The organism is Streptomyces sp. NPDC056169 (assembly GCF_042268445.1).
Taxonomy (GTDB): Bacteria; Actinomycetota; Actinomycetes; order Streptomycetales; family Streptomycetaceae; genus Streptomyces.
On record NZ_JBHJUO010000019.1, the window covers coordinates 25,763 to 45,883 of the forward strand.

22 protein-coding genes, 4 tRNA genes and 1 pseudogene are annotated in these 20,121 nt (G+C 71.5%); 9 read left to right on the forward strand and 18 right to left on the reverse strand.

The features are described 5' to 3' along the window. Window positions 1-71: 71 nt before the first annotated feature. The 4 genes from rplK to ACFC0G_RS29260 form a co-directional block, all read right to left on the reverse strand. The gene (rplK, locus tag ACFC0G_RS29245) at window positions 72-506 is read right to left on the reverse strand and encodes a 50S ribosomal protein L11 (RefSeq protein ID WP_315891551.1); all 435 of its coding nucleotides are present in this window, start codon (window positions 504-506) and stop codon (window positions 72-74) included. Between the two features lie 158 nt (window positions 507-664). Next, window positions 665-1,603: a transcription termination/antitermination protein NusG gene (gene nusG, locus ACFC0G_RS29250; protein WP_376408628.1), complete on the reverse strand. Its 939-nt coding sequence runs from the start codon at window positions 1,601-1,603 to the stop codon at window positions 665-667. Between the two features lie 44 nt (window positions 1,604-1,647). Then, entirely contained in the window at window positions 1,648-1,935 is a 288-nt protein-coding gene (gene secE / locus ACFC0G_RS29255; protein ID WP_024755368.1) for a preprotein translocase subunit SecE, read from the reverse strand. Between the two features lie 104 nt (window positions 1,936-2,039). Then, a tRNA-Trp gene (locus tag ACFC0G_RS29260) sits at window positions 2,040-2,112 on the reverse strand. Window positions 2,113-2,318: 206 nt separating this feature from the next. Here ACFC0G_RS29260 and ACFC0G_RS29265 point away from each other — a divergent pair. After that, the gene (locus ACFC0G_RS29265; RefSeq protein WP_376408631.1) at window positions 2,319-3,545 is read left to right on the forward strand and encodes a pyridoxal phosphate-dependent aminotransferase; all 1,227 of its coding nucleotides are present in this window, start codon (window positions 2,319-2,321) and stop codon (window positions 3,543-3,545) included. 122 nt (window positions 3,546-3,667) lie between these two features. Then, window positions 3,668-4,690 carry an adenosine deaminase gene (locus ACFC0G_RS29270; RefSeq protein WP_376408634.1) on the forward strand — a complete coding sequence of 341 codons (1,023 nt, stop codon included), beginning with the start codon at window positions 3,668-3,670 and terminating at the stop codon, window positions 4,688-4,690. Window positions 4,691-4,742: 52 nt separating this feature from the next. Here ACFC0G_RS29270 and ACFC0G_RS29275 read toward each other — a convergent pair whose 3' ends face one another. After that, a complete protein-coding gene (locus ACFC0G_RS29275; protein WP_376408637.1) occupies window positions 4,743-5,333 on the reverse strand; it encodes a TetR/AcrR family transcriptional regulator in 591 nt (196 codons plus the stop codon). 87 nt (window positions 5,334-5,420) lie between these two features. Between ACFC0G_RS29275 and ACFC0G_RS29280 the strand changes: the two genes are divergently transcribed. Then, window positions 5,421-6,059, forward strand: coding sequence for an NAD(P)-dependent oxidoreductase (locus tag ACFC0G_RS29280; RefSeq protein WP_376408640.1), 639 nt, complete (start codon window positions 5,421-5,423; stop codon window positions 6,057-6,059). A gap of 23 nt (window positions 6,060-6,082) precedes the next feature. Here ACFC0G_RS29280 and ACFC0G_RS29285 read toward each other — a convergent pair. The 6 genes and pseudogenes from ACFC0G_RS29285 to ACFC0G_RS29310 form a co-directional block, all read right to left on the reverse strand. Then, window positions 6,083-7,156: pseudogene (locus ACFC0G_RS29285) on the reverse strand (UDP-N-acetylmuramate dehydrogenase); the annotation flags it as partial. Window positions 7,157-7,196: 40 nt separating this feature from the next. Continuing rightward, window positions 7,197-7,625 carry a MaoC family dehydratase gene (locus tag ACFC0G_RS29290; protein ID WP_376408643.1) on the reverse strand — a complete coding sequence of 143 codons (429 nt, stop codon included), beginning with the start codon at window positions 7,623-7,625 and terminating at the stop codon, window positions 7,197-7,199. A 2-nt stretch (window positions 7,626-7,627) separates the two neighbouring features. Then, a complete protein-coding gene (locus ACFC0G_RS29295) occupies window positions 7,628-8,080 on the reverse strand; it encodes a MaoC family dehydratase N-terminal domain-containing protein (RefSeq protein ID WP_024755361.1) in 453 nt (150 codons plus the stop codon). Between the two features lie 109 nt (window positions 8,081-8,189). After that, window positions 8,190-8,354, reverse strand: coding sequence for a 50S ribosomal protein L33 (rpmG, locus tag ACFC0G_RS29300; protein WP_007265873.1), 165 nt, complete (start codon window positions 8,352-8,354; stop codon window positions 8,190-8,192). Between the two features lie 86 nt (window positions 8,355-8,440). Next, window positions 8,441-8,513, reverse strand: a tRNA-Met gene (locus tag ACFC0G_RS29305). 44 nt (window positions 8,514-8,557) lie between these two features. Further along, window positions 8,558-8,630: transfer RNA gene (locus ACFC0G_RS29310), tRNA-Thr, on the reverse strand. A gap of 229 nt (window positions 8,631-8,859) precedes the next feature. Between ACFC0G_RS29310 and ACFC0G_RS29315 the strand changes: the two genes are divergently transcribed. Together ACFC0G_RS29315 and ACFC0G_RS29320 are read left to right on the forward strand one after the other, a co-directional pair. Then, a complete protein-coding gene (locus ACFC0G_RS29315; protein WP_376408647.1) occupies window positions 8,860-10,149 on the forward strand; it encodes an amidohydrolase family protein in 1,290 nt (429 codons plus the stop codon). 2 nt (window positions 10,150-10,151) lie between these two features. Further along, window positions 10,152-10,808: an NAD(P)H-binding protein gene (locus ACFC0G_RS29320; RefSeq protein ID WP_376408650.1), complete on the forward strand. Its 657-nt coding sequence runs from the start codon at window positions 10,152-10,154 to the stop codon at window positions 10,806-10,808. 77 nt (window positions 10,809-10,885) lie between these two features. Here the strand turns inward: ACFC0G_RS29320 and ACFC0G_RS29325 are convergent. After that, window positions 10,886-10,967: transfer RNA gene (locus ACFC0G_RS29325), tRNA-Tyr, on the reverse strand. A gap of 169 nt (window positions 10,968-11,136) precedes the next feature. On the opposite strand from ACFC0G_RS29325, the gene ACFC0G_RS29330 reads away from it, so the two are divergent. The 4 genes from ACFC0G_RS29330 to ACFC0G_RS29345 all read left to right on the forward strand — a co-directional run bounded on the left by ACFC0G_RS29330 (window position 11,137) and on the right by ACFC0G_RS29345 (window position 14,118). After that, on the forward strand, window positions 11,137-11,628 hold the full coding sequence (locus ACFC0G_RS29330; protein ID WP_376408653.1) for a YajQ family cyclic di-GMP-binding protein: 492 nt from the start codon (window positions 11,137-11,139) through the stop codon (window positions 11,626-11,628). A 95-nt stretch (window positions 11,629-11,723) separates the two neighbouring features. Continuing rightward, window positions 11,724-12,230: a methylated-DNA--[protein]-cysteine S-methyltransferase gene (locus tag ACFC0G_RS29335; protein WP_376408656.1), complete on the forward strand. Its 507-nt coding sequence runs from the start codon at window positions 11,724-11,726 to the stop codon at window positions 12,228-12,230. Continuing rightward, the gene (locus ACFC0G_RS29340) at window positions 12,227-12,859 is read left to right on the forward strand and encodes an alpha-ketoglutarate-dependent dioxygenase AlkB (protein WP_376408659.1); all 633 of its coding nucleotides are present in this window, start codon (window positions 12,227-12,229) and stop codon (window positions 12,857-12,859) included. Before ACFC0G_RS29335 ends, ACFC0G_RS29340 begins: the two co-directional genes overlap by 4 nt. Before the next feature lie 20 nt (window positions 12,860-12,879). Next, window positions 12,880-14,118 (forward strand): APC family permease, encoded by a 1,239-nt coding sequence (locus ACFC0G_RS29345; RefSeq protein ID WP_376408662.1) that lies wholly within the window; start codon window positions 12,880-12,882, stop codon window positions 14,116-14,118. Here the strand turns inward: ACFC0G_RS29345 and ACFC0G_RS29350 are convergent. The 6 genes from ACFC0G_RS29350 to ACFC0G_RS29375 all read right to left on the reverse strand — a co-directional run bounded on the left by ACFC0G_RS29350 (window position 14,084) and on the right by ACFC0G_RS29375 (window position 20,119). After that, the gene (locus tag ACFC0G_RS29350; RefSeq protein WP_376408665.1) at window positions 14,084-15,118 is read right to left on the reverse strand and encodes a hypothetical protein; all 1,035 of its coding nucleotides are present in this window, start codon (window positions 15,116-15,118) and stop codon (window positions 14,084-14,086) included. The two genes, ACFC0G_RS29345 and ACFC0G_RS29350, sit on opposite strands and share 35 nt — an antisense overlap. Beyond that, window positions 15,118-15,510, reverse strand: coding sequence for a YccF domain-containing protein (locus tag ACFC0G_RS29355; protein ID WP_376408668.1), 393 nt, complete (start codon window positions 15,508-15,510; stop codon window positions 15,118-15,120). Before ACFC0G_RS29355 ends, ACFC0G_RS29350 begins: the two co-directional genes overlap by 1 nt. Beyond that, window positions 15,507-16,370, reverse strand: a complete 864-nt coding sequence (gene htpX, locus ACFC0G_RS29360) for a zinc metalloprotease HtpX (protein WP_376408671.1) — start codon at window positions 16,368-16,370, stop codon at window positions 15,507-15,509. Before htpX ends, ACFC0G_RS29355 begins: the two co-directional genes overlap by 4 nt. A gap of 166 nt (window positions 16,371-16,536) precedes the next feature. Further along, window positions 16,537-16,992: a large conductance mechanosensitive channel protein MscL gene (mscL, locus tag ACFC0G_RS29365; RefSeq protein ID WP_376408674.1), complete on the reverse strand. Its 456-nt coding sequence runs from the start codon at window positions 16,990-16,992 to the stop codon at window positions 16,537-16,539. Between the two features lie 50 nt (window positions 16,993-17,042). Continuing rightward, window positions 17,043-18,569 carry an NADH-quinone oxidoreductase subunit N gene (locus ACFC0G_RS29370; RefSeq protein ID WP_376408677.1) on the reverse strand — a complete coding sequence of 509 codons (1,527 nt, stop codon included), beginning with the start codon at window positions 18,567-18,569 and terminating at the stop codon, window positions 17,043-17,045. Continuing rightward, on the reverse strand, window positions 18,566-20,119 hold the full coding sequence (locus ACFC0G_RS29375; protein WP_376409010.1) for a NuoM family protein: 1,554 nt from the start codon (window positions 20,117-20,119) through the stop codon (window positions 18,566-18,568). Before ACFC0G_RS29375 ends, ACFC0G_RS29370 begins: the two co-directional genes overlap by 4 nt. Between the last annotated feature and the right edge of the window lie 2 nt (window positions 20,120-20,121).

Consider the following 20,121-nt stretch of genomic DNA (forward strand, 5'->3'; position numbering starts at 1 on the left):
CCTGTTGGTTCAGGTGTGGAGTCGTGGTGCGGGCCGGCGCGGGCCCTACCACTAGGTCACGAGGGGGGTGATCAGCCCTCGACCGTGATGCCCATGGAGCGGGCGGTGCCAGCGATGATCTTGGACGCGGCGTCCAGGTCGTTGGCGTTCAGGTCGGGGAGCTTGACCGTGGCGATCTCGCGGACCTGGGCGGCCGTGAGCTTGGCGACCTTGGTCTTGTGCGGCTCGCCGGAGCCCTTGTCCACACCAGCGGCCTTGAGGATCAGCTTGGCGGCCGGCGGAGTCTTGGTGATGAAGGTGAAGGAGCGGTCGTCGTAGACCGTGATCTCCACCGGCACGACCATGCCACGCTGCGACTCGGTCGCGGCGTTGTAGGCCTTGCAGAACTCCATGATGTTGACGCCGTGCTGACCGAGCGCGGGGCCGACCGGCGGGGCCGGGTTCGCCGCACCGGCGTTGATCTGGAGCTTGATAAGCCCCGTGACCTTCTTCTTCTTGGGAGGCATTGCTCTCTCCGGGTCCTAGTGAGAGTGTTCAGCCCGCCTTCCGGTCATCCGGATGCAGGCATACCGCACAACGATAACGGGTATAGACGCGCGGCTAAAAACCGACCAGGTCAGAGCGGCTGTGAGAGCCACTCTGACCTGGTCGGAAGACGGTGAGATCAGTTCTTCTGGATCTGGTCGAAGCTGAGCTCGACCGGGGTCTCGCGACCGAAGATCTCGACGAGGCCCTTGACCTTCTTCGAGTCCGGGTTGATCTCGTTGATCGTGGCCTGGAGCGTCGCGAAGGGACCGTCCGTGACCGTGACCGAGTCGCCGACCTCGAAGTCCAGAACCTGGACCTCCAGCTTGCGGGCGGGAGCGGGCTTGCCCTCGGCCTCGGCGGCCTCGCGGGCGGCCTTCTCCTCGGCCTCCGGGGCGAGCATCTTGACGATCTCGTCCAGGGTCAGCGGGTACGGGTCGTAGGCGTTGCCCACGAAGCCGGTGACGCCGGGGGTGTTGCGGACGACGCCCCAGGACTCGTTCGTCAGGTCCATGCGGACGAGAACGTAGCCGGGAAGCTTGTTCTGCTTGACGTTCTTCCGCTCGCCGCCCTTGATCTGGACGATCTCTTCCTCGGGGACCTCGGCCTGGTAGATGAAGTCCTCGACGTTGAGCGAGACGGCACGCTGTTCCAGGTTGGCCTTCACGCGCTTCTCGTAGCCCGCGTAGGTGTGGATGACGTACCACTCGCCGGGAAGGGTGCGGAGCTCCTCGCGAAGCGCGGCGACCGGGTCGACCGGGGCGGCCGGCTCGGCCTCCTCCTCGGTCTCGTCCTCGGCGTCCTCGGCCTCGACGGACTCTTCGTCGTCGGAGTCCTCGGACTCGTCCGACTCGTCTTCCTCGACCTCGACCTCGTCCTCGGCGTCCTCGTCGGACTCCTCGGTCTCGTCGGCTTCCGCCTCGTCCTCGTCCTCGACGTGGAGAGCGGCTTCCTCGGCGGCGTCGCCGGCGGCGTCGTCAGCAGCGTCTGCCTGGTCCTCGTCGGCGGCCTCGATGATGTCCAGCTCGTCCTCGACGGACTCGGACTCGAAGGCGTCGTTCAGGTTCGCGTCAGACACGGTGGCTGCTTCTTCCTGCGATACAGATGGGGTGGAACAAAAAGTCAGCCGAAGACGTACTTGACTGCTTCCTGGAAGCCATAGTCAATCACGGTGACAAGGCCGATCATGATGACGACGAAGATAATCACCACAGTGGTGTACGACGTCAGCTGGCTACGAGTGGGCCAGACGACCTTGCGGAGTTCCGCGACGATCTGGCGGTAGAAGAGCGCGAGACGGCCCAGGGGGCCCTTCTTGCCGCGCTTGCCGCCCTTGCGGGCCTTCTTCTTGGACTCAGAGGCCTCGTCGTCGGCATCAGGCATGTCGATGGAGCCTACGGCGTCCGTCACGATCTCTCACCTGATTCCGGGTCGGCCGTGCCGCGCCCGGGATGGAGCCGCACGGCGGTGCAATGAAGTACGTACATGCGCACAACACCTGGCGGTGTGTGTAGCAGGGCCGGAGGGACTTGAACCCCCAACCGCCGGTTTTGGAGACCGGTGCTCTACCAATTGAGCTACGACCCTTTGTTGGTGTCCCTCAACGTACCGCATCGTGAGATGTGGTCGGTGCGGGCCAACGAGGAGTGAGCATACGTGGTGATGGGGGTCCGCGTCGAACAGAAACCACGCCGACCTGCCGTCGGACGGGCGTACGACCGGTAATGACCGTTCCTGTCCGGTCCGTGAAACCTGTGTGCCGGGCCCGGATGCGGTCTGGGACGATGGGCCGTATGAGCGCTGCTACCCCTCCCACCGAGCGTCGGGTCTCCGCCCGCATCGGTGCGATCTCCGAGTCCGCCACCCTCGCCGTCGACGCCAAGGCCAAGGCCCTCAAGGCCGCCGGGCGCCCGGTGATCGGCTTCGGTGCCGGTGAGCCCGACTTCCCGACCCCCGACTACATCGTCGAGGCGGCCGTCGAGGCTTGCAGGAACCCGAAGTTCCACCGCTACACGCCGGCCGGCGGTCTGCCCGAGCTGAAGGCCGCGATCGCCGCCAAGACGCTGCGCGACTCGGGCTACGAGGTCGACGCCTCCCAGGTCCTCGTGACCAACGGCGGCAAGCAGGCCATCTACGAGGCGTTCGCCGCGATCCTCGACCCGGGCGACGAGGTCATCGTCCCGGCGCCGTACTGGACGACGTACCCCGAGTCGATCCGTCTCGCCGGCGGTGTCCCGGTGGAGGTCGTCGCCGACGAGACCACCGGCTACCGGGTCTCGGTGGAGCAGCTGGAGGCCGCGCGCACGGAGAGGACCAAGGTCGTCCTCTTCGTGTCGCCGTCCAACCCGACCGGTGCGGTGTACCCCGAGGCCGACGCCGAGGCCATCGGCCGCTGGGCCGTCGAGCACGGCCTGTGGGTCCTGACGGACGAGATCTACGAGCACCTGGTCTACGGCGACGCGAAGTTCACCTCGCTGCCGGCGATCGTGCCCGAGCTGCGCGACAAGTGCATCGTGGTCAACGGCGTCGCGAAGACGTACGCCATGACGGGCTGGCGCGTCGGGTGGATCGTGGGCCCGAAGGACGTCGTCAAGGCCGCGACGAACCTCCAGTCGCACGCCACGTCCAACGTGAGCAACGTGGCGCAGATCGCCGCCCTCGCCGCCGTCTCGGGCAACCTGGACGCGGTCGCGGAGATGCGCACCGCCTTCGACCGTCGCCGCCAGACGATCGTGCGGATGCTGAACGAGATCGAGGGCGTGTACTGCCCGACGCCGGAGGGCGCGTTCTACGCGTACCCCTCGGTGAAGGGTCTGCTCGGCAAGGAGATCCGCGGCAAGCGCCCGGAGACCTCGGTCGAGCTCGCGGCCCTGATCCTCGACGAGGCCGAGGTCGCGGTCGTCCCGGGCGAGGCCTTCGGCACGCCGGGCTACCTGCGCCTGTCGTACGCGCTCGGCGACGAGGACCTGGTCGAGGGCGTGTCCCGGATCCAGAAGCTGCTCGCCGAGGCGACCGCCTGATCCCCTCGCGTGACCTGACGGGCCCCGGTTCTTCGGAACCGGGGCCCGTTTTTACGTTCTAGCAAGGTCCCGATCGGGGAAACGGGGTGCCTTCGTCCATTCGGGTGCGGCAGTATCAGTCGATGGAGCACGTTTCACGCGACATCACCCTGCTGCCCAAGGCCCATCTGCACCTGCACTTCACCGGTTCGATGCGGCCCACGACGCTCATCGAGCTGGCCGACAAGTACGGCGTCCGTCTTCCCGAGGCGCTGAGCAGCGGTACGCCCCCCAAACTGCGGGCGACCGACGAGCGCGGCTGGTTCCGCTTCCAACGTCTGTACGACATCGCGCGCTCCTGCCTGCGCGAGCCCGACGACATCCGGCGGCTCGTCCGAGAGGCGGCCGAGGAGGACGTCAGGGACGGCTCGGGGTGGCTGGAGATCCAGGTCGACCCCACCTCGTACGCCCCGCTGCTGGGCGGGCTCATCGCGGCCATGGAGATCATCCTCGACGCGGTCGACGCGGCCGCCCGGGAGACCGGGCTCGGCATGCGGGTGCTCGTCGCCGCGAACCGGATGAAGCACCCCCTGGAGGCGCGGACGCTCGCGCGGCTCGCGGTGCGGTACGCGGACCGGGGCGTGGTCGGCTTCGGGCTCTCCAACGACGAGCGGCGGGGCCTGGCGCGCGACTTCGACCGGGCGTTCTCGATCGCCCGCGACGGCGGTCTCCTCGCGGCCCCGCACGGCGGTGAGCTGACCGGCCCCGCCTCCGTACGGGACTGCCTGGACGACCTGCGGGCCTCGCGCGTCGGCCACGGCGTGCGGGCCGCTGAGGACCCCCGGCTGCTGCGGAAGCTGGCGGAGCGCGGGGTGACCTGCGAGGTCTGCCCCGCGTCGAACGTGGCCCTCGGGGTGTACGAGCGGCACGAGGACGTACCGCTGCGGACGCTCTTCGAGGCGGGCGTCCCGATGGCGCTCGGCGCGGACGACCCGCTGCTCTTCGGCTCGCGGCTCGCGGCGCAGTACGAGATCGCCCGCCGGCACCACGGGTTCACGGACGAGGAGCTGGCGGAGCTGGCCCGTCAGTCGGTGCGGGGCTCGGCGGCCCCGGAGGGCGTCCGGGCGAAGCTGCTCGCGGGGATCGACGACTGGATCGCCGGCTGATCCCGCTCCGTATCCCTCTCCCTATCCCCCTCCGTATCCCTCGGCCGGTCCGTCAGCCGATCCCGCGCATCAGCGTGCGGGCGATCGTGCGGGCGAAGTCGTCGAGCGGCCCGGGGCCGTCCTCCGTCATCTCGTACGCGAAGGCCCGCTGGACGCAGGCGCCGAGGAGGAGCGCGGCGGCCGCCCGCGGGTCGGCGTCGGCGGCGACGCGGCCGAGGCGCTGCTCGGTGCGGAGGTAGGCGGTGAGCCCCTCGACGGGCTTGTGCGGGCCGGCGCCGAGCCGGCGCATGCCCTCCTCGTGGCGGGCCTTGAGCTGCGGCTCGGCGTAGAGCGAGGCGGCCATCGGGAAGCTCTCCTCGTAGAAGAGGGCGGCCTGCCGGGCGATGTCGGTGAGGTTCTCCTCGACGGTCCGGCTGCCGGGGTCGGCGGCGAGGGCGCCGAGCAGCCCGCCGAGCCGGGGAAGCCGTTCGTCGAGGACGGTCAGGAAGAGCTCTTCCTTGCTCGTGAAGTACTTGTAGAGCGCCGCCTCCGAGCAGCCGGCCGCCTTGGCGATCTCCTTGGTCGTGGTGCGGGCGAGCCCCGCCGTCCCCATGAGGTCGCGCGCGGCGTCGACGATCCGTACGCGGGTCGGTTTCCGTTCCATGCATCCTCCAGCCACGCTTGACGCGTGAGTGAGTATCCACCCACCCTGGGGGTGAGTGAACACTTACCCACCCTGGGAGGGTGCGACATGAGGCTCACAGTCTTCGGTGCGACCGGCGGCATCGGCCGGGAGCTCGTCCGCCAGGCACTGGCCTCGGGCCACGAGGTGACGGCGGTGGTGCGGGACCCCGCGCGGCTGACCGTCACCGGGGAGCGGCTCGTGGTCCACCGGGCCGACCTCACCGACCCGGAGGCCCTGCGCGCGGCCGTCACCGGCCGGGACGCCGTGCTCTCGGGTCTCGGGGCCCGCGGTCGCACGGACGCGGCCACGGGTGTCGCGGCCCGGCTGACCGGCTCGGTGCTCACGGCGATGGAGGCGGAGCGGGTCCGGCGGCTCCTGGTGGTCAGCGCGGCCCCGGTGGGCCCCGCCGCGGCGGGCGACGGGCTGCTCGACAAGGTCGTCCTCGCGGTGATCAGCAGTGTCCTGAAGGACGTCTACGCCGATCTGCGGGTGATGGAGTCCGCGCTGGCGGCGAGCGCCACGGACTGGACCTCGGTCCGCCCGCCGAAGCTGACGGACAAGCCGCTCAACGGCCGGTACCGCACGGTCGTCGGCGGCAATCCGCCCCGGGGCCGCACGCTGGCCCGCGCGGACGTGGCCCACGCGATGCTGGCGATGATCGACGCCCCGGCGACGGTCAAGCAGGGCGTGGGCGTCGCGTACTAGGCGTACGAGACGTACGAAGCGTGCTAGAGCTCCACGCCCACGGTGACGGGCTCGTTGACGAGGGTGATCCCGAAGGCGTCCCGCACGCCGGCGACGACCTCGCGGGCGAGGGCGAGGAGGTCCTCGGTGGTCGCCTCGCCGCGGTTGGTGAGGGCGAGGGTGTGCTTGGTGGAGATCCGGGCGAGCCCGGTGCCGTACCCCTTGGTGAACCCGGCCCGGTCGATCAGCCAGGCCGCGGAGGTCTTCACGGCGCCGTCCTCGCCCGCGGGGAAGGCCGGCGGGGCGACGTCGGGGCCGAGCCGTCCGGCCACGCGCGTGAGGAAGGTCTCGTACTCCCCCGCCGTGAGGATCGGGTTGGTGAAGAAGGAGCCCGCGGACCAGGTGTCGTGGTCGGCCGGGTCCAGGACCATGCCCTTGCCGGCGCGGAGCCGCAGCACGGTCTCGCGGGCCTGGCCGAGCGGCACCCGGTCCCCCGCCTCCACGCCGAGGGCGCGGGCGGTCTCGGCGTACTTGATCGGCGCCGAAAGACCCTCCGCGTCCTCCAGGTCGAAGCGGACCCGCAGCACCACGTACCGCTCGGGCTCGTCCTTGAAGAGGCTGTGCCGGTACGAGAAGGCGCACTCGGCGTTCGTGAGGGTGACGGTCTCCTCGGCGCGCCGGTCGTAGGCGACGACCTCGGTGACGGTCGCGGAGACGTCCTGCCCGTACGCGCCGACGTTCTGGATCGGGGTCGCGCCGGCCGAGCCGGGGATGCCGGCCAGGCACTCGATCCCGGCGAGCCCGGCCTCGACGGTCCGTGCCACGGCGTCCGTCCAGACCTCGCCCGCGGCGAGCTCCAGGCGCGTGCCCTCCAGGGCGAAGCCGGTGGTGGCGATGCGCAGCGCGGTGCCGTCGAAGCCCTTGTCCCCGATGACGAGGTTGGAGCCGCCGCCGATGATCAGCAGCGGGGTGCCCGCGTCGTCGGCCTCGCGGACGGCCGCGACCACCTCGTCGTCGGTGGTGGCGGTGACGAGCCGGGTGGCGGGTCCGCCGAGCCGGAAGGTGGTCAGGGGCGCGAGGGGGGCGTCGTGGAGTGGCTGCACGGGCTCAAGGGTACGGGCCCGCCGCTTCCGCGACGGGCCCGTGACGCTCGTACCGTCAGGCGAGCTCGACGACGGCGCGCGACATGCCGAGGACCTTCTGGCCCGCGCTCGTCGCGGTGAGGTCGACCCGCACCTTCCGGTCGTCCAGCTTCGCGGCGACCTTGGCGCTGACCTCGACGAGGGCGCCCTGGTCGTCGTTGGGGACGATGACCGGCTTGGTGAAGCGGACGCCGTACTCGACGACGGCGGCGGGGTCGCCGGTCCAGTCGGTGACGACGCGGATCGCCTCGGCCATGGTGAACATGCCGTGGGCGATGACGTCCGGGAGGCCGACCTCCACCGCGAACTTCTCGTTCCAGTGGATGGGGTTGAAGTCCCCGGAGGCGCCCGCGTACCGCACGAGTGTGGCGCGGGTCACGGGGAAGCTCTGGGCGGGCAGCTCGGTGCCGACCTCGACCTCGTCGTAGGCGATCTTGGCGGTCATGGTCAGGCCCCCTCGGGTGCGCGGGAGACGAGCTTCGTCCAGGCGGTCACGACGTGCTCGCCGGAGGCGTCGTGGACCTCGCCGCGGATGTCCAGGATGTCGTTGCCGGCGAGGGACTTGATCGCCTCGATGGTGGAGGTGACCGAGAGCCGGTCCCCGGCGCGTACGGGCCGGGTGTAGGCGAACTTCTGGTCGCCGTGGACCACGCGGCTGTAGTCGAGGCCGAGCTGAGGGTCCTCGATGACGGCGCCGGCGGCCTTGAAGGTGATGGCGAACACGAAAGTCGGCGGGGCGATCACATCGGAGTGCCCGAGCGCCTTGGCCGCCTCGGTGTCGGTGTACGCGGGATTGGCGTCACCGATCGCCTCGGCGAACTCGCGGATCTTCTCGCGGCCGACCTCGTAGGGCGGGGTGGGCGGATAGGTCCGGCCCACGAAGGACTGGTCGAGCGCCATGGACTCGATACCTCCTGGATGTATTGCCGATGGTGCCAATGCTGCGGATGCTGCGGAGAAACGACACGAGGCCGCCCCCTGGTGGGGACGGCCTCGTGTACGAGCCTGTTTAGCGCGTCTCGCGGTGCGCAGTGTGCGAGTTGCAGCGGGGGCAGTGCTTCTTCATCTCCATGCGATCCGGGTTGTTACGCCGGTTCTTCTTGGTGATGTAGTTCCGCTCCTTGCACTCCACGCAGGCCAGCGTGATCTTCGGGCGGACGTCGGTGGCAGCCACGTGAGTGCTCCTTGGACGGATGGGACGGATGAACGCATAAAAGAGTAGCCGATCGAAGGACCGACCCCACAATCGGCTACCGTGTGTAGCGGTGACCGGACTTGAACCGGTGACACAGCGATTATGAGCCGCTTGCTCTACCATCTGAGCTACACCGCTTTGATGATCTGGAACCCGCCCGAGGGCGGGGTCCTTCTCACCAGAGCCCCAATACGGAATCGAACCGTAGACCTTCTCCTTACCATGGAGACGCTCTACCGACTGAGCTATTGGGGCGAGCGAGGAAGACATTACACGGTCTCCCGCCCATCACCCAAATCGGTTTCCGCGCGCCCTCACGACGACCTTCGCCAAGCGTCCGCGACGGCTCTCACCAGGCGTCACGTACGCCACTCGTGGACTCATCGGTACGACTATTGCGCTCCTCCTCGAAGGTCGGTCCGAGCCCCCCTAGGCTCTGCCCCACCTTGCGCGATCTTGATCTTGAGAGGCCTTGAGGAGCCCGATGTCAGCCGACAGCAAGCAGCCCCAGCCGCCCGAGGACGGGGCCGCCACCACCGCCGACTCGACCTCGCTCCTGCTCTCCCACGCCCGCCTCACCGACGGCCGGACCGTGGACGTCCGGCTCGTCGGCGGGCGCATCGAGGCCGTGGGCACCGCCGGCAGCCTCAGCGCCGGCGGCGGTTCCCGCGTCGACCTCGCCGGCTATCTGCTGCTGCCCGCCGCCGCCGAACCCCACGCCCACGCCGACACCGCGCTCTCCGCCGACACCCCGGGCCCCGTCTCGTACGCCCCGGACGAGGTGCAGCGCCGGGCCACCGAGGCCGCCCTGCTCCAGCTCGGGCACGGCGCGACCGCGCTCCGCGCGCACGTGCGGATCGGCGACGTCCACGGCCTCGGCCCGCTCGAAGCCGTGCTCCAGGCCCGGCGTTCGCTGCGCGGCCTCGCCGACCTCACGGCCGTCGCCGTCCCCCGGCTCCTCACCGGGATCGCGGGCGCGGACGGGCTCGCGATGCTGCGGGACGCGGTGAAGATGGGCGCCGGGGTGGTCGGCGGCTGCCCGGACCTAGACCCGGACCCGGCGGGGTACGTGGAGGCGGTCCTGGAGGTCGCGGCCGAGCACGGCTGCCCGGTGGACCTGCACACCGACGGGGACGACCCGGCCCGGCTCGCCCGGCTCGCGGCGATGGCCGGCGGGCTGCGGCCCGGGGTGGCCATCGGGCCGTGCGCCGGGCTCGGCCGGCTCCCCTCGGACGTGGCGCGGCGGGCGGCGGACCAGCTGGCGGCGGCCGGGGTGACGGTGGTGTGCCTGCCGCAGGGCGGCTGCGGGGGGACGGAGCTGCGGGGCGCGGCCCCGGTCCGGCTGCTGCGGGCGGCCGGGGTGCGGGTCGCGGCGGGCAGCGGGGCGCTGCGGGACGTGTCCAACCCGGTGGGGCGCGGGGACCCGCTGGAGCCGGCGTACCTGCTCGCCTCGCTGGGCGGGCTGCCGCCCCAGGAGGCGTACGCGGCGGTGAGCGCGGGGGCGCGGGCGGCGATGGGGCTGCCGGAGGTGCGGGTGGAGGCGGGCTTCCCGGCGGAGCTGCTCGCGGTGCGCGGCGAGCGGCTCGCGGGCGTGCTGTCCCTCGCGTACAGCCGGATCGTGGTGCACCGGGGGCGGGTGGTGGCCCGGACGAGCGCGGTGCGGGAGTACTGCGACTCGGCGGCGGCCCTGGACCTGCCCCGGCAGGTGCGGCCGGAGCGGCCGCAGCCGCCCGAGCCGGGAAGCCCTCCGGCCGGTCCCGTCGTACGGTCGTGAGTATGCGCATCGTCATCGCTGGAGGACACGGACAGATCGCCCTGCGCCTGGAGAGGCTGCTGTCGGCGGGCGGGCACGAGGTCGCGGGGATCATCCGCAGGCCCGAACAGGGCGACGACCTACGGGACGCGGGCGCGGAGCCGGTGGTCCTGGACCTGGAGACGGCGTCGGTGGAGATGGTCTCGGCGGTGCTCCAGGGCGCCGACGCGGCGGTCTTCGCGGCGGGCGCGGGTCCGGGGAGCTCGGTGGACCGCAAGGACACGGTGGACCGCGCGGCGGCCGTGCTCTTCGCGGACGCGGCGGAGCGGGCGGGCGTACGGCGCTACGTCGTCGTGTCCTCGATGGGCGCGGACGCGGCCAAGGCGGGCGACGAGGTGTTCGACGCGTACCTCCGCGCGAAGGGCGCCGCCGACGACTCGGTCCGCGCGCGTACGGCCCTGGACTGGACGATCCTGCGACCGGGCGCCCTGACGAACGACGCGGGCACGGGCCTGGTCCGCCTGGAGGCCCACACGGGCCGGGGCATGGTCCCGCGCGACGACGTGGCGGCGGTCCTCGCGGAGCTCCTCGACACCCCTGCGACGGCCGGTCTGACCCTGGAACTGACCAGCGGCTCGACGCCGCTCTCGGTCGCGGTGAAGGACGTGGCCGGAAACTGACCCGAGGACGGGCGGCGCCCGCAAGGTCCGGAAACGAGTGAAGGTCCCCGGTGCGAACACCGGGGACCTTCTTCACGTGGCGACGCCAGGATTCGAACCTGGGTAGGCTAAGCCGACGGATTTACAGTCCGCTCCCATTGGCCACTCGGGCACATCGCCATGAGATCGCTGCCGTGGAGCCGCTTTCGCGGTGTTCCGTGGCAACGACGTAAACAATACCTGATCCCGGAGGGTGGTCCGCCACCGGATTGATCAGCGGTTCGAGTCGCGGCGAACCCCCTAGGCTTTGGGCTGTACCCCACAGCAACCGAGCAAGGAGCCACGAGTCATGGCCGACTCCAGTTTCGACATCGTGTCCAAGGTCGAGCGGCAGGAGGTCGACAACGCCCTCAACCAGGCCGTGAAGGAGATCTCCCAGCGCTACGACTTCAAGGGCACCAACGCCAAGATCGAGTGGTCGGGCGAGAAGATCCTCATGCAGGCGAGCGGCGAGGAGCGCGTCATGGCGATCCTCGACATCTTCCAGACCAAGCTGATCAAGCGGGGCATCTCGCTGAAGTCGCTGGACGTCGAGGGTGAGCCGCAGCTGTCCGGCAAGGAGTACAAGCTCTTCGCCTCGATCACCGAGGGCATCTCGCAGGAGAACGCCAAGAAGGTCGCGAAGGCCATCCGGGACGAGGGCCCGAAGGGCGTCAAGGCACAGGTCCAGGGCGACGAGCTGCGCGTCAGCTCGAAGAGCCGGGACGACCTGCAGGCCGTGCAGGCGCTGCTCAAGGGCAAGGACTTCGACTTCGCCCTCCAGTACGTGAACTACCGCTGACACATCGAGGCTCGTGTCCGAATTCCGCCAGCCCGAGGGTCGGCGGGCCCCGCACACTGGATCGTGGAAGGCCCGTGCGGGGAGAGGAACCAGTCATGACCGTGTACGCGTACGTCGACGGCCCCCTGGGCGAGATGCTGCTGGTCGGGCGGCTCGCCGAAGGGGGCCGTGCCGTGCTGCGCTCGCTGTCCCTGCCGGGGCAGAAGGGCGGCGTGGAGGTCGAGGACGGCTGGACGTGCGCGCCCGAGGCGTTCGAGGACGTCGCGCGCCAGCTCGGCGAGTACTTCGCCGGCCGCCGGGACCGGTTCGACGTCCCGTACGACCCGGGCGTCGGTACGGAGTTCCAGCGGCGCGTCTGGCGGGCGCTGGAGGAGATCCCGTACGGCACGACCGTCTCCTACGGGGACGTCGCCCGGCTCGTCGGCTCGTCCGGGGCCGGGGTGCGGGCCGTGGGCACCGCGATCGGGCGCAACCCGCTGCTCGTGGTGCGGCCTTGCCACCGGGTGATCGGGGCCGACGGAAGCCTGCGCGGGTACGCCGCCGGCCTTGAGCGGAAGGAGCGGCTCCTCGGGCTTGAGGGCGCCCTGGAGCGGTCCGCGTGAGCGAGGGGCTCTTCCCTCGCGAGCGGGCCGTCGTCGCGCCCGGGGCCGTGCACGTGCCCGGGTGGCTGCCGCCCGCGCGGCAGCGGGAGTTGGTGGACGCCTGCCGGGAGTGGGGGCGGGGGCCGGTGTCGTACCGGCGGACCGTGCTGCCGGGCGGGGGCGTCATGTCGGTGCGGTCGCTGTGCCTGGGCCGGCAGTGGGAGCCGTACCGCTATCTCGACTCGGTCGGCGTCGAACTGCCCGACTGGCTTGCCGCGTTGGGGCGGGAGGCGGTCGTCGAGGCGTACGGGGAGGACGGGGAGCACACGGGTTTCTCCCCTGACACGGCGCTCGTGAACTTCTACGGGCCGGGCGCGCGGATGGGCATGCACCAGGACAAGGAGGAGCGGTCCGGGGCTCCCGTGGTGTCGTTGAGCCTCGGGGACCGGTGCGTCTTCCGGTTCGGGAACGCGGAGAACCGCGGCCGGCCCTACCGGGACGTCGACCTGGCCTCCGGTGATCTCTTCGTCTTCGGCGGGGCCTCGCGGTGGGTCCATCACGGGGTGCCCACGGTCCACCCGGGGACGGCCGATCCGGCGCTCGGCCTGGCCGGGCGGCTCAACATCACACTGCGCGAGACCGGTTGCTGACCGCCCCCTAGGCTGAGGGCGTGGCAGAGGAACTGCGCCGGTCGCTCGGCGTCTTCGACGCGGTCGTGATCGGGCTCGGCTCGATGATCGGGGCCGGGATCTTCGTGGCGCTCGGGCCCGCTGCCGGTGCGGCCGGGTCCGGGGCCGGGCTCCTGTGGGCGCTCGGGATCGCCGCCGTCGTCGCGTACGCCAACGCCATGGCCTCCGCCCGGCTCGCCGCCCTCTACCCGGCCTCCGGCGGCACCTATGTGTACGGTCGCGAACGCCTCGGGTCGTTCTGGGGGTACCTGGCCGGCTGGGCGTTCGTCGTCGGCAAGACCGCCTCGTGCGCGGCGATGGCACTGACCGTCGGGACGTACGTGTGGCCCGCTCAGGCGCACGCGGTGGCGGTCGCCGCCGTGGTGGCCCTGACGGCCGTGAACTACCGGGGAGTTCAGAAGTCGGCGCTGCTCACGCGGGTCGTCGTGGCGGTGGTCCTCGCGGTCCTCGCGTGTGTCGTCACGGTCTCCCTCGAAGCCGGCGAGGTGTCCTCCGCCGCGTTCGCCGGGGAGGTGCTGGCGGGCTCGGAGCTCCAGGCCGCGGGTTTGCTCTTCTTCGCGTTCGCGGGGTACGCGCGGATCGCCACGCTCGGCGAGGAGGTCCGCGATCCGGCCCGCACGATCCCCCGGGCGGTGCCGGTGGCCCTCGGGATCACGCTCGCCGTCTACGCGGCGGTCACGGTGAGCGTGCTCGCCGTCCTGGGTCCCGCCGCCCTGGCGGACTCCCCCGCGCCGCTCGCCGACGCGGCCCGCGCGGCGGACGCGGGGTGGCTGGTGCCGCTCGTCACGGTGGGCGCGGCGGTCGCCGCGCTCGGCTCGCTGCTCTCGCTGATCCTCGGGGTGTCCCGGACGACCCTGGCGATGGCGCGGGACGGCTACCTGCCGGCCGGGCTCGCCGTCGTGCACCCCCGCTTCCGGGTGCCGCACCGGGCGGAGCTCGCCGTCGGCGCGGTGGTGGCCGTGGTCGCGGCGACGGTGGACGTGCGGGGCGCGATCGGCTTCTCGTCGTTCGGCGTGCTCGTCTACTACGGCATCGCGAACGCCTCCGCCTGGACCCTGGGCGGCCGGAGCCGGCCGCTCGCCGCGCTCGGGTTCGTCGGCTGCACCGTGCTCGCCTTCGCGCTGCCGCTCGGGTCGGTCCTCGCGGGGTCCGGGGTCCTCGCGGCGGGCGTCGTGGCGTGGGCGGTCAGTCGAGGACGAGCCGTACCCCCGCGTCCCTGAGGTCGTCGGCGAGCTCCTGGAAGGTCGGCGGGCGGTGCCCGCTGTAGGGCAGGACGCCCAGGCAGGCGCGGGCCACGTCGGCGTGGTGCCAGACGACGGTCGTGCCGGCCAGCTCCTCGACCGTCGCCCCGGAGCTTCCCGCGCCTAAGCAGCGGCCGGCGCCGAGCACGGCCTCCCCCAGAGCGCACCGGAACGAGTCCTCGTCGACGACGTCGGTGCCGTCGAGGTGGTACGTGGCGCCGGGGACGAGCTCCGGGGCGCCGTACGAGCCGTGGGCCGCTGCCCGGTCCAGCCACTCGCCGCGCGCCGCGCCGGTGAACCGCCGCCAGGTGCCGGGCTCGGTGGGCCTCGCGTGCCAGAACAGGTCCCATATCTCGCCGGTCGCGGGCGGCACCAGGCGCGTACGGGGGAAGGACAGGGTGAGGTCGAGGAGGCCGCGGTGGCGGGCGGAGGTGTCCCAGCCGGTGATGCGGCCGGCCTCGCCCTCGTGGTGCTGGTTCCCGATCCGGGTGAGGCCTTGGTAGCGCACCTCGCGGAACTCCTCCGCGCCCGCGGCGAGGGCGTCGCGGAGTGCGCCGCGCGGGGAGCAGCCGACGAAGGTGACGGCGGTGTGGGTCTCCTCCTCGGGTGCGGCGCGCGTGACCGGGATCAGGTTGCCGCACGGGACCGGGTCGGCGGCGTGGTGGGCGCGGCGCGGCTCGCCGGCGGCCTCGACCGTGACGACGTCGCCGCGCATGCCGAGGACCCGGGTGTCGGCGAGGGCCCATCGGGTGCCGTGGAGGTCCACGACGAGCGTGCCGAAGGGGGCTGTGCCCTCGACGACCGCCTGGGTGACGGCCCGGCCCAGCTCGCCGCGGGGTTCGCAGCCGCGGAGCTCGTAGCGGACGCGGGCGGGCCGGGCGGGTTCGGCGAAGAGGCCCGCCACGTCCTGGCAGAGGGCCAGGACGTGGGGGGCGGGATCTCCGGGGGCGGGCACCAGCGCGTAGCGGGGGTACTGCATCAGCGGGCCGCGTACGCCTGGTCCGTGGGGACGATCTCCTTGCCGAGGGGGAGCAGCGAGACGGGGATCAGCTTGAAGTTCGCGATGCCGAGCGGGATGCCGATGATCGTGATGCAGAGGGCGATGCCGGTGACGATGTGGCCGAGGGCGAGCCACCAGCCGGCGAGGATCAGCCACAGCACGTTGCCGATGCAGGAGGGGGCTCCGGCGTCCCGGCGGTCGACGACCGTGTATCCGAAGGGCCACAGGGCGTAGAGGCCGATGCGGAACGCGGCGAGGCCGAAGGGGATGCCGATGATCGTGATGCAGAGGAGGACGCCCGCGAGCATGTAGCCCAGGAACATCCAGAATCCGCAGAGGATGAGCCAGATGATGTTGAGGATGGTCTTCACGAGCGGGGACCTGCCATCTGTTCGAGCCGGGCGATGCGCTCGGCCATCGGCGGATGGGTGGAGAACATCTTGGACATGCCCTGACCGGGGCGGAACGGGTTGGCGATCATCATGTGGCTCGCGGTCTCGATCCGGGGCTCGGGCGGCAGCGGCAGCTGCTTGGTGCCCGCCTCCAGCTTCCGCAGGGCGCTGGCCAGGGCGAGTGGGTCACCGGTGAGCTGGGCTCCGGAGGCGTCCGCCTCGTACTCGCGGGAGCGGGAGATGGCGAGCTGGATCACCGAGGCGGCGATCGGGCCGAGGATCATGACCAGCAGCATGCCGAGGAGTCCCGGGCCGTCGTCGTCGTTGGAGCGGCCGACCGGGATCAGCCAGGCGAAGTTGACCAGGAACATGATCACGGAGGCGAGTGCTCCGGCGACCGAGGAGATGAGGATGTCCCGGTTGTAGACGTGGCTCAGCTCGTGGCCGATGACCCCGCGCAGCTCTCGCTCGTCGAGGATCGCGAGGATGCCCTCGGTGCAGCAGACGGCGGCGTTGCGCGGGTTGCGGCCGGTGGCGAAGGCGTTGGGCGCCTGGGTCGGCGAGATGTAGAGCCTCGGCATCGGCTGGCGGGCCTGCGTGGAGAGCTCGCGCACCATCTTGTACAGCGCTGGGGCCTCGAACTCGCTGACCGGTCGGGCCCGCATGGCCCGCAGCGCCAGCTTGTCGCTGTTCCAGTACGCGTACGCGTTGGTGCCGAGCGCCACGAAGAGCGCGACGATCAGCCCCGTCCGTCCGAAGAAGCTGCCGATGACGATGATGAGGGCGGAGAGCCCTCCGAGGAGGACCGCGGTCCTCAGCCCGTTGTGCCGGCGGTGCACGGTACGCCCTCCAAGTGGTGCGGCAGGGGAACCCTTTGCTTCGTGGTGGTCCACTCGTCCAGTGGACCCTCCCGTACTGGTCAACGCCAGGCGGGAGGCTCGGGTTCCCCCGGCCGTACCGGGGCGGCCAGGGCAGGCTCCAGGGCCGTTCGGGTGAAGGGGCTCGTCAGCGGGCCGCCGGGACGGCGAGCTTCTCCAGGGTGACGGCGGTGGGCTCGACCTCGCTGGTGCAGTGGGCGCAGCGGGAGGCGATGGCCGGGATCTCGGTGAAGCAGCGGGGGCAGTCGCGCTTCTCGGCCTTGGGGTCGGCCGCCTCCTCCTTGGCGAACCTCTCCTGGACCTTCGCGAGCGGGGCGACGATCAGGAAGTAGAGGACCGCGGCGGTGATGACGAACGCTATGGCGGCGGAGATGGCGAGGCCGTAGGGGAAGACGGTCTTCCCGACGCTGAACCTGGCCTCGCTGAAGTCGCCGACGGAGCCGGTCGCGAGACCGATGAGCGGGGTGATGAAGGCCTTGCTGAAGCCCGTGACGACGGCCGTGAACGCGGTTCCGACGGCCAGACCGATGGCCATCGAGATGACGTTCCCGCGAAGTATGAAGTCCTTGAATCCGTTCAGCACGGGGTGTTGCTCCTCGGTGTTTCTCTGTGGGGGGGGCTGTATGGGGGGGGTCAGAAGAGGCCGTCCGCCGCGAAGCGGAGGGCGAACTGCGGGTAGCCCGACAGCACGACTCCGGCGGCGGCGGTCAGCGCGATCGCCAGGGTGACCGGCCCGGAGGCCTTGTGGGGGACGGGGGCCCCCACCGGCGCGCGGAAGAGCAGCGCCGTCCAGCGCAGGTAGTAGTACAGCGCGATCACGACGTTGACGCCCATCACCACGGCCAGCCAGCCGAGGCCCGCGTCGACGGCCGACGAGAAGACGGTCACCTTGGCGAAGAGGCCGATGATACCCGGGGGCAAACCGGCCAGATTCAGGAGGAAGAACCCCAGCGCGAGGGCCGTGGCCGGGCTGGCCGCGTACAGGCCCCGGTAGTCCGCGATCCGGTTCTCGGGGCGGGTCCGGGCGACGAAGGCGACGACCGCGAAGGCACCGAGGTTCACGACGGCGTACATGAGGGCGTACGCGACGGTGGCGCCGACCTGCTCGTCGTCGGCGTACGCGGCGGCGGCGATCGGCACCAGGAGGTAGCCGGCCTGGGCGACGGACGACCAGGCGAGCAGCCGGACCGCGCTCCACGCGCGCGTGGAGACCTGGCGGAGGGCGGCGACGTTCCCGGCGGTCATGGTGAGCGCGGCGAGGACGGCGAGCGCCGGGCCCCAGACGTCCGCGTACGAGGGGAAGGCGACGACCGTCACCAGGATGAGTCCGGTGAAGCCGACGGCCTTGCCGACGACGGACAGGTAGGCGGCGACGGGCAGCGGGGCGCCGACGTAGGTGTCGGGGACCCAGAAGTGGAAGGGGACGGCGGCCGTCTTGAAGGCGAAGCCGACGAGGGTGAGGGCCACGCCCGCCTGGGCGAGCGTTTCCAGCTGCCCGGGGACGGAGTCGAGGCGCTGGGCGATCTCCGTGAGGTGGAGGGTGCCGGTCGCCGCGTACACGAAGCTGACGCCCAGCAGGGTGACGGCGGTCGCGGTGACGGAGGAGAGGAAGAACTTGAGGGCGGCCTCGCCGGACATGCGGTCGCCGCGCTTGAGGCCGACGAGCGCGAAGGCGGGCAGCGAGGCCACTTCGAGGGCGATGACGAGGGTCGCGAGGTCGCGGGAGGCGGGCAGCAGGGCCGCGCCGGCGGCCGAGGAGAGCAGCAGGAACCAGAACTCGCCGGCGGGGAGCTTCTCGCGGGTCTGGTCCAGGGAGAGGAGCGCGGTGAGCAGCGCGCCGCCGAGGACGAGTAGCTGGATGACGAGCGTGAAGTGGTCGGCGGTGTAGCTGCACGCGCCCGCGTGCCCCTGGGCCTGGGCCTCCGCGGTGAGGCAGAAGGTGGAGCGGTCGCCGGCCCGCAGCGGGACGAGGAGCGCGAGGGCGGCGACGAGGCCGCCGATCGCGGTCCAGCCGAGGAGCCGCTTGCGCTCCGGGGGGACGAACAGGTCGGCGACGAGGACGACGAGCGCGACCACGGCCGTCAGGGTGGGGGGCGCGATCGTGAGCCAGTCGACGGACTGGACGAGCGACTCACCGGCGAGTGCCGTCACTGGGGTCATCGGGTGCCTCCGGCGAGGAGCTGCTGGACGGCCGGGTCGGTGAGGCCGAGGAGGACGGCGGGCCAGAGTCCGGCGAGGACGGTGAGGGCGACGAGCGGGGTCCAGGCGGCGAACTCGTACCCCTGGACGTCGGCGATCGTCGTCTCCCCCGCGGGCCGCGGGCCGCCCATGCAGACGCGGCGGACGACGAGGAGGAGGTAGGCGGCGGTGAGGAGGGTGCCGAACGCGCCGATCGCCATGAAGGTGAGGAAGGCGGGGCGGCTGAGGCCCGGGGCCGGGTCGAAGGCGCCGAAGAGGGCCAGCATCTCGCCCCAGAAGCCGGCCAGGCCGGGGAGGCCGAGGGAGGCGACGGCGGCGAAGGCGAGGAGGGCGCCGAGGCGCGGGGCGCGGCCGTAGAGGGCGGCCCCGGTGGCGCCGGCGAGGGTGTCGAGGTCGGCGGTGCCGTACCGGTCCTTGAGGGCGCCGACGAGGAAGAAGAGCAGGCCGGTGACGAGGCCGTGGGCGATGTTGGCGAAGAGGGCGCCGTTGACCCCGGTGGGGGTCATGGTGGCGATGCCGAGGAGGACGAAGCCCATGTGGCCGACGGAGGAGTACGCGATGAGGCGCTTGAGGTCGCCCTTGGCGCCGGGGCGCACGAGCGCGAGGCAGGCGAGCGATCCGTAGATGATCCCGGCGACGGCGAAGGCGGCGAGGTAGGGCGCGAAGGTCCGCATGCCGTCGGGGGCGATCGGCAGGAGGATCCGGACGAAGCCGTACGTGCCCATCTTGAGCAGGACGCCGGCGAGGAGGACGGAGCCGACGGTCGGGGCGGCGGTGTGGGCGTCCGGGAGCCAGCTGTGGAGCGGCCACATCGGGGTCTTCACCGCGAGCCCGAGACCGATCGCGAGAACGGCGGTGACCTGCACGGACGTGGTCAGTTCGCGGCCGTTGTCAGAGGCGAGTGCCACCATGTCGAAGGTGCCCGCCTGTACGCCGATGAGGAGCAGGCCGAGCAGCATGACGACGGAGCCGAGCAGCGTGTAGAGGATGAACTTCCAGGCGGCGGCCCGCCTGCCCTCGCCGCCCCAGCGGGCGATGAGGAAGTACATCGGGACGAGGACCATCTCGAAGGCCAGGAAGAACAGGACGAGGTCGAGGACGGCGAAGGTCGCGAGGGTGCCGGACTCCAGGACGAGCAGGAGCGCGACGAAGGCCTTCGGGGACGGGCCCGCGGGCATCTTGAAGTAGCTGTACAGCGCGCAGAGGAAGGTCAGCAGCGCGGTCAGGACCAGGAGGGGGAGGGAGATGCCGTCGATGCCGAGGTGGATGCGCACGTCGAGTGCGGGGATCCACGCGATGTCCGTCGTGGCCTGCATCCTCGACGGCTGGTCGTGGTCGAAGCCGACCGCGAGGACGATCGCGGCCAGCAGGATCACGCCGGTGACGGTGACGCCGTGGCGGAGCACGGCCTGGTCCGGGGACTTCCCCTTCAGCCCGGGCGGGGCCGGGAGGAGAGCGGCGGCCGCGCCGATGAGCGGGCCGACGACGGTGAACGCGAGAAGGAACTGCATCA

Bases quoted from the DNA above. Each gene is read 5' to 3' on its own strand.
- ACFC0G_RS29290 (WP_376408643.1), bottom strand. From the start codon at position 7,625: ATGACCGCCAAGATCGCCTACGACGAGGTCGAGGTCGGCACCGAGCTG.
- ACFC0G_RS29350 (WP_376408665.1), bottom strand. From the start codon at position 15,118: ATGCAGTACCCCCGCTACGCGCTGGTGCCCGCCCCCGGAGATCCCGCC.
- ACFC0G_RS29370 (WP_376408677.1), bottom strand. From the start codon at position 18,569: ATGACCCCAGTGACGGCACTCGCCGGTGAGTCGCTCGTCCAGTCCGTC.
- ACFC0G_RS29330 (WP_376408653.1), top strand. From the start codon at position 11,137: ATGGCCGACTCCAGTTTCGACATCGTGTCCAAGGTCGAGCGGCAGGAG.
- ACFC0G_RS29265 (WP_376408631.1), top strand. From the start codon at position 2,319: ATGAGCGCTGCTACCCCTCCCACCGAGCGTCGGGTCTCCGCCCGCATC.
- ACFC0G_RS29320 (WP_376408650.1), top strand. From the start codon at position 10,152: ATGCGCATCGTCATCGCTGGAGGACACGGACAGATCGCCCTGCGCCTG.
- ACFC0G_RS29335 (WP_376408656.1), top strand. From the start codon at position 11,724: ATGACCGTGTACGCGTACGTCGACGGCCCCCTGGGCGAGATGCTGCTG.
- ACFC0G_RS29275 (WP_376408637.1), bottom strand. From the start codon at position 5,333: ATGGAACGGAAACCGACCCGCGTACGGATCGTCGACGCCGCGCGCGAC.
- rplK (WP_315891551.1), bottom strand. From the start codon at position 506: ATGCCTCCCAAGAAGAAGAAGGTCACGGGGCTTATCAAGCTCCAGATC.
- ACFC0G_RS29270 (WP_376408634.1), top strand. From the start codon at position 3,668: ATGGAGCACGTTTCACGCGACATCACCCTGCTGCCCAAGGCCCATCTG.
- ACFC0G_RS29315 (WP_376408647.1), top strand. From the start codon at position 8,860: ATGTCAGCCGACAGCAAGCAGCCCCAGCCGCCCGAGGACGGGGCCGCC.
- ACFC0G_RS29295 (WP_024755361.1), bottom strand. From the start codon at position 8,080: ATGGCGCTCGACCAGTCCTTCGTGGGCCGGACCTATCCGCCCACCCCG.
- ACFC0G_RS29280 (WP_376408640.1), top strand. From the start codon at position 5,421: ATGAGGCTCACAGTCTTCGGTGCGACCGGCGGCATCGGCCGGGAGCTC.
- ACFC0G_RS29375 (WP_376409010.1), bottom strand. From the start codon at position 20,119: ATGCAGTTCCTTCTCGCGTTCACCGTCGTCGGCCCGCTCATCGGCGCG.